Raw genomic sequence first — 12,160 nt, 5'->3', positions numbered from 1 at the left:
TCGATGTCGTCTCCAGACAGGGCGCCTTTAACCTTTAAGAACAAATACTTCATGTCTCGGAAGCCACAGCCAGATCTTTTTATATTCTTTTCTTAATTGTCGCAGTGGCCCTCTCCAAACGTTTGGTTCCAAATCCTTTGAATAAACAGGCCATGACAATCTCTTTAGCTCTTTTAGTTAACATCCTTTTAAACTTATCGGCAGCTGGAAATTTAAATTTCTTTTGGGCCTCATCGAGCAGTCCAGCTACGCCATCAAGCCTATTGGACGCTTCGATCTCATTTTCTGCTTGCCAAATCCCTCTCAATAAATCTGCAATTGGCTGCAGCATAAACAGCAGTTCGTTATCTCTGATTATTTCTTCATAGTATGTTTTACTGTCGGCGTGTTTTAAAAGGGAAGAATCACTAGCCAGAATAAACCAGGATGACTTTCTCAATTGTCTTCTGTAGCCACGGACCAACTTCTGTTGGTGATTTTGGCTAAAGCTGCGGGCGCATGAACTAACAGCAGCTTTGAGGACATCTTGTCCAAAGTGCTGCATAACATGGAAGAGGTCATAGATAACTACCGCCTGCGGCAGATATTCTTTGACTAATGAATGGTAACCGGCATGCATATCCACACAGACCATTTGAATCTGGCCCTCGAGTCCTTTATTGATTAGATGCTCAAAGAAATGACAGACTTTCTCTACTGTGCGTCCTTCGCAGACGTGAATAATTCTTCCGGTTTCTAAATACATAAAAGCAGTGGCATAGGCATGACCTTTCTTAATAAAGAATTCATCAATGGCAAGATAGCGAACTTCTGAAGGTCTATACCGTCAAAGTAATATTCAAGTTGTTGCTTATCTAGATTTTTTATTGTTGTCCAAGGAAGATTGTGTTTCAAGGCCAAGGAGGAATTGGTTGTCCCTGAGACTCTTAACTGAGCCTGCAGATAGATGGCAAAGCGTTTGGTCAGGCAAGTCATGTTTGCAACCCAATCCAACCGCTCTTGCTTTCGGCCTCCGCAATGAGTGCATTTAACTCCGCGGATATCAACATGAACCGTGCTGTAGAGTTGCCCCGGCAGTGGCACTTCCCTTATTGACCGAGGTATCCGTTGATGGACTTTGGAGCATTCTCTTCCAAAATCCGGACAAATCGCCTCCGTTACAGGCTCCAAATAAGTATTGCCTTGCCCTTGAGTACATTCAATGCGTTTTACTGAATAATTCGGATACAGTTGTTGAAAATATTGTTCAACGGCAGGGTGGTTTAGCGATAAAATGGAGCCCATAGCACTGAGTTTTTTCTTTGGTTTCGTAGCTTTTAGATTAAACGAAAGTGCTATTTTTGTTTGTTAGACTCTGTGAAAGTTCTTCTTTCCTTGAGAATCCAACACGCAAATTGATGAAGGACCAAAAGAATTAATAAAGGAATTACCATGACCATTACATTCGCTCCTTTTGATCCTGCTGAATACTTAAAAAGTGACGAAGCAATTCTTGCTTTTCTCTCTGAAGCTTTTTCAAGTCGCGATCCACAGCATATTGCCGATGCAATCGGAATCGCGGCTAAAGCCAAAGGCATGAGCGACATTGCTCGCCAGACCTCTTTAAGTCGAGAAAGCCTGTACCGCTCTTTAAGTGACAAAGGCAATCCCACACTTCAAACAGTTATCGCTGTCCTCAATACTTTAGGAATTGACCTCACGGTCTGCGCTCAGCCGTCTTCTGCCAGCTGAGAGAGATAAGCATCCGTTTTACCGTTTTTGCAGAGTTGAAAAACTTGATCCTTGCAAAAATCACAAGTCGTTCTTCCCCACTTCGCTTTCATAAAGTTGAGTCTTGAACGAAAACGGTGGTGCTTTAGGCACTTCGAAGCCTCGTTGCTACTGCATCCTCAGCATCTAAAATCCTTTCTCGGCCAGAGCATACAGTGGTATATCCCCGCTTCGTCTGCGCAATATTTTCATCGCAGCCCACGTTTCAGCATGCCCTGGCTCTAATAAACAGCGCTAGCAATTGAGAAACAAAAAACTAGCAGGCAGCAAATTCCTTTAACTATTTTTCCGAAGCTGACTGAAATTTTTCGTTTATATTCCACCCCTTATTAGTCTGTAAGCGGGAAAGCCGCTTCTTCTTCGATCAGACGGATTGTCAAAGCCTGCCTTGACGAGATCGATTCATGCTTCGCTATACACTCATCGGACAATGAACTGAGTATAGGGCCGAGCGGTACCGGGACTTTATTCGGTACTTACTTCTTCCCCGATAGTAGAAATACACGGATAAAGCTGTTCAGATAACTTAGTTGAGCTGACAGCGGAGAAAACTCACTTAAATTATTGCCGCACAGACGGTGCAAACTAATGCTTCGTGGGAGGCGGAGCCTCTCACCATCTTTTATGACGAACCCGAATTTTTTAGAACAGCAGAGACAAAACAACCGAAGAACTCAAACTCATCAGTACCACAGGAGAAAGTGGAAAGGATTTTTTCCGCCAAACCAATCCTGTCTTCCGGGTATTACCAGAGGCAAGGACCGTTGGGAAACCATCATCGAAGAACTTTGCTCCTATTACAACTCTTTTCATGCAGTTAAATCTAAGAATTGTTCCGTTTTAACGAGCAAGAAAAGAAAGTCTTTTTATCGCGAGTTCTTTCAGGCGATTAATGAGCAGTTCGGTGCTGATCCAAGGAATCTCAAACCTAAACACATCCACTGGTTTCTTAACGAAAAAATCCAGGCCAGAAAAGAATCAGAAGAACCTCACGGTTCCATCGTGCGCTACGTTGAAAACTCCGTTTCCATGCTGAAATTTTTTGAGTTATGGATCGGCAAAAAAGGAATGGTTAGATCTTCCGGCGCTTATTTAACCTTACTCGCTCCGGATGTCGTCAGAGGCAAACCTCCGATGAGCCGAAATACCGTTATGAATTCGGAGCAAATTTTTGATGTCCTGAAAAGAGCCTTCACCCGTGACTTAATGTTTGGTATTCAACTGCTGGCGATGGCCGCTTTTGGATTACGAGATAAGGAGGTCTGCGGACTTGATCCTCATCATTGTATTCATCTTAAACAATACCTTCATCGAGATCTTGACGCACTCGGGAAAGTGGAAATAAAAGCAAAGTCCGGTTCTAAGGGAGGACGGCCGAGAACCATTCTGCTTCATGAAGAAACACAAGTTATGTGTGCACAGATTATTCAGCAATTTGCTTCCATCAATGAACTCCGCACTCTAAAGTCCAATGAAGATAATCTTGAGACGGCAACACGCAAGCTTATTACCAACGCAAGAAGCTGCGGCATCTGTAATGCAGACTTTAACGGCTCTGTTTACAGTTTTCGGCATTCTTTTGCTCAAACTTTTCTTAGAGCCGTTGCTGAGGCTGACGTCAGCTTCAAAAAACTGTCGGCTGAAGAAATGCACGAAAGCGTTTCTTTAGCATTAGGCCACTACAGAAAAGACGTCACCGGCGTCTATGCCGGAGGATTTGAACCGGTAGGAAAAGAAGCCGCACAAGGACTCGTCAAAAGACTGGCGCATCCCTTGGCAACATTGAGCTCGGCCCCTACTCTTTTACTTTGCTGGCTGAGGGAGTATTTTCAGATTGATTCCAAAGGTGCTGTATTTATGCTGATTTGGTTCCTGAATAAAGACGGCCAAATTCATAATCCCGCTCTGTTGGGATTTCTCAATTATTACGAAATTCAAAAGAAAGCGACGCCATCATCGGATTACCTGATTGAAAGATGTGTAAAGGCTTTTGAACTGAGTCCTGAGCTTTACCGAGACATTCTGGTTAAGTATGAAGGCTGCCTCAAAGAAGAATTCATTGAGAAGCAACTTCTGACACCATATGTCACGAAGCTTTTCTACAAGCATTTTTCATTAAAACAGAAAATAGAGGACGGCACATATAACGCCTCGGCTAAAGAGTAACGGGATTACACCATTTCCTCAAGGTCCCATTACACAGATGCCATCGGCATGAGGACAAAGATTCATCATGCCTTCAACGGATTCGCAGAAAACTTCCAAGAAATCTTTTAATAATCTTTGAGATTCGTTCTCTGTCACTTCTACTTTATGGTAAAAAGCTCGGACGGCCCACTGCAATACTTCTTTCTTCTCCTCTGCAGTTAATGTGTTGGAATTGAGCTTTTCGATGCAATCACGTACGTCTGAAACCACTCGGCGCATATTTTCATATGGAAATAAATTTTGCCCATAAAACTCAAATACCGGCTCGGCGTCAGTCCATGATTCCTGATTAAGCACTTTATCTAGGTGTTTGTCAAAAAGTTCACACAAGCACATCGGGAGAGCTTCTCCGTCAACACACACCTCTCCTCCCCACCAATTATCCAGAATAAAGGTCTCTAAGGAGGAGGTAGGCGAGAAATCCGACTCATTGATGTCTTCATGAACATATGGATAAAGATTGACGGCACCACCAAAGGAATCAATCTCCCAGCTTATGTGATTTACCGGTTTTGTTTTGAGTTGCGAATAAAGGATTGAGCCTTCCCAGTTCCGCTTAAAAAAGACCTCGTACTTTCTCCTTCTTGTTCCGCACCTAAACTCAAAACAGCAATCATTTTCGAATTTAAAGCGATACAAAATTTCGCATTCTTGGTTTTCTTCTGGTTGCGCCCTAAGAGGAAACGTTATTTTACTATGGTCAATATTGACGACCTCCACGTTTTTAAGTGCGTATCACCGCCAACGCTCTCCAAAGATCTCTACAAAGTATTCCTGAGAAAGAGGTGAACATGGAGAGAGGCCGTCTTTAATATCGTCTGGAATGGTGGAACATGCTAAGCGAGCGTACTTTTCCAAATGAGGCAAAAATTCCAACGAAGTCCCGTCCTCAAATTCAAAAATAAATGGTTCCTGAGCTACGAAAGAATTTACCTTCATTCCTTCACCGGGTACTTGTTGCGATTTTTCGATGAAGAAGCTCGGAGTGGCTTCTCCGATAATTCTTACGGATTTGAGCCTTTTGCCAATGACTGCGGATTTTTTTATAGCTTCCAGAACTTCTTCGGAATTCTCATAGATTGGCGCGGACCATCGATACCAACTGAAACGCTTGTCAAAATTATTTGTGCTAGGAACCGGAATCATAAATAAATCTCATGGTAAGAAAATTTTAACTCGCATACGTTCCACTTGAGTCAATCGTTATTCTTTGAGCGGAGGACTGTCAAATGATTATCTGGTTAATGTAAGTTGAATTACGGTTGCTAACCGTCCTATTTGAACAGTCTTTTTTGGCGCTGCTGCACTCCTTACGTCCTTCCTCCGTGTAAACGCACATTGTGAAGGCCGTACCCACTTCGTTCGCAAAACCTTGTCAAGGCGTATCCACGACCCACTGTGAGCTATTGATAATTAAAACATGAAGTTAATCTTTCTCTTGCGAGAAGTATCTGTTTTTCGGTAAATTGAGCCTTGTGCACATTCCAATTGTGCACTCTAGCGACTAATTGCTTCTCTGAAAACTCCTTATTTTGATTCATTAGCAAATCCACTGTTGATAGAATCTCCATGCCTTTAGGAGACTCGAACCCATCAATCAATTGTTTTAATTGGCTCATCTGGCCTTGGAAAGAGTTTCTTAATTCTTGGCCCTCCTCAGAGTCGTCAGTCTTTATAAGAGTTAGACACTTATCTGGAGAATCTCCGGCGTCGGCATATCTTTTAACGTAATTCCCTTCAATTCTATTTAGAACAAATCTTAAATCCTTACAATAAGGCCCGGAGGTACATGCCTCAAAAGTAAATTTAGGTTCTATTCCAAGTCGTGTGGCGAAATAAACCATTTTTTGGAGCTCTAACAAACTTATCATTGGATCCAATAAACCTCTCTGATAAGTTTCCATTAACCACAGAACTAGATTAATAGCCGGCGTAATTTTAAGCCCCTTCCGGGAAATGGTTTCAAAAACTTCTGACTTCGAGGCTGGCTCAAAAATAAGTATTTGGGAATCCAGATTACCTAACCTATTAATAATTTCTTTTTTTACGATATCCCATTCCAGTCCTCCTAATCCACAGCCCAAAGGAGGAACTGCGATGGAGGTGATTTTGAGCTTTTCTATCGCATGGGCCAAATCATCTAGACCTTCGGTTATGTACGAAAGTTTGCTCTTCTCTCTCCAGTGGAGTTTTGTTGGGAAATTGATAATATACTGGGGATTAGACAAAAGATCTTGCCGTTCAAAAACTAATACTTTTCCAGGACTAACCGTTTTATTTTTACAAGCCTCATGATAGAAACTGTAATTTTCGGGGAAGGCGTTCTTGAACTGCAGAGCAATTCCTCTACCCATAACACCTACGCAATTTACCGTATTCACTAATGCCTGAACATCTTGTTCAAGCAAGTTGCCCTTTACAGTCTTAATCATTGTAATACCAATCTTTTCTAATTGTTACTGATAAAGAGGATTGCCTTTTTTCCAGAATGTGCTTTACTTCGTTATATATTTTTTGATTTTTTACTCCGATTTGGGTAAACAACTCAATATCAGTATGGTCTTCAATAAGAAATTCTGCTTGCTTATATTCTCGTCTCGGACCAGCCCAGAAGTTTGACTTAATAATCTCTCAATCAGCAAAATTAAAAATAGACATCCCTTTATCATTTTTTGCCTTCCCGTATTCAAAGATGTCAATGTCGCCGGCATTGCAGTTTTATGGTTGCATCATAGGACACATAGATACACTGTCGACGGTCTTGTGCAACGTTCCAGTCATCGGAAAAGCAAATAATCTGGTCAGTGGAGACTTTTTGATTTCACTTTCGCTTTTAAGAGCTCCGGTGAACATTTTTACCTTCAACCCGCGGAATATTTAGAAAGAAAACTTCACCAAAATTATCTTCAAAATTTTAGAAGTCTATGCCTCGTGCCTGGAGGCACGAATTCAAGGGTTCCTGATTTGATGCTACATCAAAAGCGGACGCTTATGTGTCTGAGACAAAAGAGTTAGAGGGGTATAGTATAAATCTCCAAGAGGTAATTGCCAAAGTCTGAAATGAAAGCGACTGAAACGGAGCCGCAATAAAGAAAGCATAGGGAGCTGTCAAAAAGCTGTTCATAGAAGAATTAGAAAAGAATATTCTTTGGAGCTTTGGCAATCCCGAAACTTGAGAATTCTGTTCACAGTATTTGTGGAAATAGCCAAAACTTAACCTCTTTCATTAGTTCGGGTCTTTTTTCAGGTGCTAAAGGAGATACGAATTTCTTTCCAACTTAAAAAACTATTAAATAAACTAATTTAACGAGGTTGAGTTGTCTAGCAGAGTTCTTCCGAATCTACCACTCCTTCTTATGATGTTTTAAGAAGAAAGGTCCAAGCTGACCTTGCAGACCTTTCCTCGTAAGGGACTAGGTGATCCTGTTTAAGTAGCTTCTTGGAATGCTGCTGGCAAGTTGCAAAACTAAACAGAACTTGTTATTGCTGAGCGACTTCTTTTCCAACAACTTGACCAAAAACCAAAGCATCGGTCAGCATTGCTCCGCCTCTATTGAGGCCGCAAGCAATTTCACCGGCAGCGTATAAACCTTTAATCGGCTTATTATCCCAACCCATGACTTGGTGCTCAGCATTTGTCTTGAGACCTCCCTTGGTATTAGAACCGCCGGCAAATAATGGGATGGCATAAAATTTTTGCCCTTCAAGCGGTTTAAGTGACTTTGGATTTCTTCCAAAATCTTCGTCCTTTCCCGCTGCGCTAATTTCGTTGAAACGCTTTAAGGCATTGCCTAGTTTCTCCGGATTCATTCTGCCTTTATTTTCCGGAGTATCGGCGATCTTTTTGGCTAGGTCCTCTATAGAATCAGCCTGCAAGATCCATCCTTTTTTCAAGGCATCGCTGTTATCGGGAGCTCCGTAATCAACAAATCCGTATCCGACAGTTGAACGGGTCAAATTTGCCAGCGGACGTGATTTGAAGATATTTTCTTCAAATATCTGCCAAGCCGGCATATTGTCATAGGTCATGGTATCCAGATTCTGCTGAGAGGCTTTTTCGTAGACACTGTTATTGGTAATACCGCCCATGATCTTGTTTTCAGCGATAAATCTATCCCCGAGAGCATTAACAACAAATGAACCCGGCGACCCCACTCCGGCTGTTGTGACACCGATTCTCATGCCCTTGTGATAAACGGGAGGAGCCCAAATCATGCGTGCCGCACATGAAGAAACCTTCGATAGCGCTGCGCCGGCTTTCAATCCCATGCGTATACCATCGCCTTCGTTGTAAGGTGTACCGTAGAAAGCAAATCCTTCCACAGATGGTCCCGGTAAGAAAGCTTTTCTCATTTCGGCACTATACTCATATCCACCTGAAGCAAGGATCACTCCTTTTTTCGCTTGAACTCGAATAGGTTTCCCATCTTTTTCGGCGATTACTCCAATCACTCTTCCATCCGGAGCAGTAATGAGCTCGGCTGCCGGTGTGCTGTCCATGATTTTTATCTTTGCTTGTCGATCAGCAATGCCTTTTTCCAAAGCACGCCAAAGAGCTTCTCCTTCTGTCGCTTCGTTCTTAGGTTTGTTATACGATGGAGTTTTTCCTATCCTTTCCGGATACATTAGATGGAAAGAGGCATAGGAGCTAGTTTTAGCGCCCGGGAAATTGACATACTGAGCCGGACCGCTGAATTTCTTTCCTTTCAGTTCTGGGTCAAGAGACTGAAGCCAAGTTACCAGCTCAGGCGTATATTGAACCCAATATTCCGCCATACCGTTAGAAACATCGTCCTCCTCACCAACTGACGGTTTATCATCATATTTTGCAGAAAACAAAGCTCGGAAGTATTTCCTTAGTTCTTCTTTATTTCCATCTTTATCGGGACAGTGAACCCATCCGCCCGACATTCTGGTATTCGAACGCAAAGAAGATAAAGGCTGCTTCTCAAGTATGATTACCGAAGCATTGTTATCAGCAGCTGTGATTGCCGCAGCAGCACCAGCACCTCCTAATCCAACCACAACAACGTCAGCCGAAGCATCAAATTTATCTTCTCCAGATGCTGCCATAGTAGGTAAAGAACAAAGTGCTATTGAAGAACCAACCATAAAATTACGGCGAGATAGAACAGTCATTTTGAACTCCTTGGTTAGTACGTTAATTATTAAATCAAGTTTTGTTAAAGTCAATGTTTTTGAACTTTTTTGTCGAAGAGAAGCTGTGTTTAGGCGGCATCTTCACCCTGCCCTCATTTCGGCTCTACCTGAAAAAGATAACTGAGACTTTTAATGAATAGACTTCAAAAGTTTTATTGACAGCGAAAATTCGAACGGCAGCCTTACATGACTTGTCGTGGACGGCTTTCACCTTGAAGATTTTCTTCAAAACTTTATAGATCAGACAAATTTTCTAATTAAAAAATTGAGGAACGTCGCTTTTATTTGTGTCCTAAAAGAGAAAAATAGAGCGAAATCTCAGCCGAAGGATGTAGGCGCCCTGTGCTACCAAAGACAAATCCAATACCGAAACAAGGGAAATTGTCTGAGATAGTAGAGTAAGAAAAATCTAGAGCCAGGGCCTTTCGTTGGTGAAGTTGTGCGAAAGAGGCTTTGTAGCTGAAAGCTCCAAATTCAACCCCCTTATAATTGAAAAAATCAATACTCAATTCTTCTCTTTCGGAAACTCTTTATTTAAAGGCAAAATGAGGAGATAAGTTCCGAGGTAAAAGAATGCTTATCGCTTTTTCAATTAAAAATTGGAAGTCTTTCAGAGATGAAGTCTGCTTCACCATGGAAGCCGGTAAAGAAAGAAACCATTCCGACACCGTCGCAAAGTTTAATAAATTTGGACTCAATCTTTTACCAATAACGGGAATCTTTGGCCCGAACGCTTCCGGAAAATCTAACTTCGTAAAAGCCCTCTCTTTTCTTCAGAACTTAATTGTTGATCCAAGCAGAAACTTTATGTCATCTGAGCCTGATAGTTTCCGACTGGATCCAGCCACTAAATCAGAACCTACTAAATTTGCAGTAAACCTTATGCTGCAAAACGGTATCTACTCCTATGCCATCCTTTTTAACCGGCAGAAAATTTTGGAAGAAAAACTTTCTTTTCAAAATACAAGAACAGAAAAGATCTTATTTGAGAGAAAAGCTGAAAGATTGACACCAGGAGACTCTTTGAAGAAAGACGTCTCTCTGAAGATGCAATCAAGTTCTTAACTCCTTTTCTTCTTAAGAATTATCCAGCACTAAATCTTCTGGGCGCCGCGAATATTGGCAAAGTAGTATCAGTCTTCAATTGGTTCTCAAATTCGCTGAAAATTATCAGGTCGGACTCTCCTTTCATTTCTAGATTAGAAACAGAGGAAACTTCAGTTAAAGAAAGACTTTACGGGCTTGGCACCGGAATTTGTTCCATTAAAGCCCTCCCATTCTCCCGCCCCCTCTCTAAAAATGTGGAGCGCCTTGCCCAAAGCATAAGCGAGGATTCTTCCATGGTCATCATGGATCCTAAAGAAGGCGCTATGAGGATAAGCAACACATCAAGTGCCGGAATCAAAGCAGAGAAATTATTTCGCCCTTCATAAAAATTGCCGCGGAGAAGAAGAGCTTTTCTCGTTTACTGATGAGTCTGCAGGCACCAAAAGACTCTTCAATTTAATCAATATGTTAGACAAGTCGAATCCTTCTGACGATTCCATCACCTTTGTAATTGATGATATTGATAGAAGTCTTCACACCAAACTCACATCGTCCTTAATCGCTCAATTCTTAGAAGGATGTGATGAACTGTCTCGAAAACAATTAATTTTCACGGCACACGATGTCCAATTAGTTAATGAAGATCTTCTCAGACGCGATGAGTTTTGGATTTGTGACAGAGCATCTGACGGCTCCACGACTCTTTATCCTGTCACTGATTTCAAAGGTCTAGGAGCAGAGAGACCTTCAAAGAAGTTATTTGCAAGGAAGGTTTGGAGGTTTGCCGAATTTAACAGCATCTTGCATCCGACTTAAGGAAAGCTATCTGTATGACTAATTAGTAGAGGGACGTGTCAGAGGACTACCGTTCTGATTAAACCTCTAAACCGCGACCGCTACGCCAACGATATTCAATTTAGAAAAGTGCAAACCTTGTAAAACGACAATAACAATCGACTCATCTTATTCTTGTAACGGATTCTCGGAGAAAATCTCTATTCACGCCAGCTTTACACGTATGACGGCTTTCATTGCATTAAGCAGGCCTTCGACAATTTCGCTCTTATCTGAATCTTTGGGAGTAAAAGAGGAAAAAGGAATTGTCAATGAGCTTCTTAGTTTCTTTCTGACCAGCCCAATAGCCTCATTTCCTGCCAAGGCATCTGTGACATGAATACCTAAACCTTCTGCGGCCATTGATAAGGCCAGGTCAGTATTCGATACCGTTAAAGTTGAGGACGAGCCTTTGATATCCGGCAAAGCATTCAAGCAAAAAGATCCAATTTTTGTGTCGGATGGAAGAAGAATCGGCTTTCGGTCATAGACTTCCTCCGGGGTTATTTCTTCAGTATCTATCCCTTCAAAGATTTCTCTTGTTCCCCAGGCATAAAGACCAATATGAGCCAAAGGTAAAATTTCGAGGTCAGAATGTTGTCCAATCAAACATCCGAACCCTATATCAAAAGGATGGCTCATTTTTGAGAAATAAAAATCCCGATGATTGTGAACATCGAAATGTAAACGACAAGATTCAAAATCAGGATAGGACTTTTTAAATTCTTTAACTAATAGTGGAATTAAAGGCGCTGCGTGTCTGGCCAAAATCGCCACCCTTATTGGTTCTTCTGCTTGATTGTTCGGCGAAAAAGACTCCAATTCTTTCCAAAGACTTAATCCTTCCCTTGCTTTTCTATAAAAGTGCAAACCTGTAAAGTTCGGAACCAAACGCTTTTTGACTCTATTGAAAAGAGAACTGCCTATTTTATCTTCGATGTCGGCAATAACTCGGCTGACCGCGGAAGGAGTCATAGCTACTTTATCTGCCGCAGCAACAATACTCCCAGTTTCAATGACGGCACAAAAGACGGAAAGATGTTTGGGTTTTAGTTCCATTTTGGAATCATATCCTTCAGGAATTGAACTTTATGAATGTTATTTGTCAGTTTAGAGTAAATCATCCTCAATCATTTGGAGA

Annotated in this window: 12 protein-coding genes; 4 read left to right on the top strand and 8 right to left on the bottom strand. The window is 41.7% G+C overall.

The window, feature by feature from the left end; translation table 11 throughout:
* Nucleotides 1-79 precede the first annotated feature (79 nt).
* A complete protein-coding gene (locus tag ADH67_RS02575) occupies nucleotides 80-745 on the bottom strand; it encodes a transposase (protein WP_066591340.1) in 666 nt (221 codons plus the stop codon).
* Nucleotides 736-1,284 carry a transposase gene (locus tag ADH67_RS02570; RefSeq protein WP_066591335.1) on the bottom strand — a complete coding sequence of 183 codons (549 nt, stop codon included), beginning with the start codon at nucleotides 1,282-1,284 and terminating at the stop codon, nucleotides 736-738. The genes ADH67_RS02575 and ADH67_RS02570 overlap by 10 nt, the downstream gene beginning before the upstream one ends.
* Nucleotides 1,285-1,431: 147 nt before the next feature.
* Between ADH67_RS02570 and ADH67_RS02565 the strand changes: the two genes are divergently transcribed.
* Together ADH67_RS02565 and ADH67_RS02560 are read left to right on the top strand one after the other, a co-directional pair.
* On the top strand, nucleotides 1,432-1,731 hold the full coding sequence (locus ADH67_RS02565) for an addiction module antidote protein (RefSeq protein ID WP_066591333.1): 300 nt from the start codon (nucleotides 1,432-1,434) through the stop codon (nucleotides 1,729-1,731).
* A 663-nt stretch (nucleotides 1,732-2,394) separates the two neighbouring features.
* On the top strand, nucleotides 2,395-3,936 hold the full coding sequence (locus tag ADH67_RS02560; protein WP_066591331.1) for a site-specific integrase: 1,542 nt from the start codon (nucleotides 2,395-2,397) through the stop codon (nucleotides 3,934-3,936).
* A gap of 18 nt (nucleotides 3,937-3,954) precedes the next feature.
* Here ADH67_RS02560 and ADH67_RS02555 read toward each other — a convergent pair whose 3' ends face one another.
* From ADH67_RS02555 to ADH67_RS02535, 5 genes are all read right to left on the bottom strand, one after another.
* Nucleotides 3,955-4,617: a hypothetical protein gene (locus ADH67_RS02555; RefSeq protein ID WP_143597714.1), complete on the bottom strand. Its 663-nt coding sequence runs from the start codon at nucleotides 4,615-4,617 to the stop codon at nucleotides 3,955-3,957.
* A gap of 96 nt (nucleotides 4,618-4,713) precedes the next feature.
* A complete protein-coding gene (locus tag ADH67_RS02550) occupies nucleotides 4,714-5,124 on the bottom strand; it encodes a hypothetical protein (protein WP_066591327.1) in 411 nt (136 codons plus the stop codon).
* Nucleotides 5,125-5,381: 257 nt separating this feature from the next.
* The gene (gene darG / locus ADH67_RS02545; protein WP_066591325.1) at nucleotides 5,382-6,410 is read right to left on the bottom strand and encodes a type II toxin-antitoxin system antitoxin DNA ADP-ribosyl glycohydrolase DarG; all 1,029 of its coding nucleotides are present in this window, start codon (nucleotides 6,408-6,410) and stop codon (nucleotides 5,382-5,384) included.
* Nucleotides 6,403-6,603 carry a DarT ssDNA thymidine ADP-ribosyltransferase family protein gene (locus ADH67_RS13740; protein WP_353937606.1) on the bottom strand — a complete coding sequence of 67 codons (201 nt, stop codon included), beginning with the start codon at nucleotides 6,601-6,603 and terminating at the stop codon, nucleotides 6,403-6,405. Before ADH67_RS13740 ends, darG begins: the two co-directional genes overlap by 8 nt.
* Nucleotides 6,604-7,458: 855 nt before the next feature.
* Nucleotides 7,459-9,117 carry an FAD-dependent oxidoreductase gene (locus ADH67_RS02535; protein WP_066591323.1) on the bottom strand — a complete coding sequence of 553 codons (1,659 nt, stop codon included), beginning with the start codon at nucleotides 9,115-9,117 and terminating at the stop codon, nucleotides 7,459-7,461.
* A gap of 594 nt (nucleotides 9,118-9,711) precedes the next feature.
* Here ADH67_RS02535 and ADH67_RS02530 point away from each other — a divergent pair.
* Both ADH67_RS02530 and ADH67_RS02525 read left to right on the top strand, forming a co-directional pair.
* Nucleotides 9,712-10,203 carry an AAA family ATPase gene (locus ADH67_RS02530; RefSeq protein ID WP_066591321.1) on the top strand — a complete coding sequence of 164 codons (492 nt, stop codon included), beginning with the start codon at nucleotides 9,712-9,714 and terminating at the stop codon, nucleotides 10,201-10,203.
* A gap of 327 nt (nucleotides 10,204-10,530) precedes the next feature.
* Nucleotides 10,531-11,001 carry an AAA family ATPase gene (locus tag ADH67_RS02525; RefSeq protein WP_066591319.1) on the top strand — a complete coding sequence of 157 codons (471 nt, stop codon included), beginning with the start codon at nucleotides 10,531-10,533 and terminating at the stop codon, nucleotides 10,999-11,001.
* A gap of 183 nt (nucleotides 11,002-11,184) precedes the next feature.
* Here ADH67_RS02525 and ADH67_RS02520 read toward each other — a convergent pair whose 3' ends face one another.
* The gene (locus tag ADH67_RS02520) at nucleotides 11,185-12,078 is read right to left on the bottom strand and encodes a LysR family transcriptional regulator (protein WP_066591317.1); all 894 of its coding nucleotides are present in this window, start codon (nucleotides 12,076-12,078) and stop codon (nucleotides 11,185-11,187) included.
* Nucleotides 12,079-12,160: the final 82 nt, after the last annotated feature.

The sequence above is a fragment of the Turicimonas muris genome (assembly GCF_002221595.1).
Taxonomy (GTDB): domain Bacteria; phylum Pseudomonadota; class Gammaproteobacteria; order Burkholderiales; family Burkholderiaceae_F; genus Turicimonas; species Turicimonas muris.
This window is presented reverse-complemented; position numbering and strand designations above follow the sequence as displayed.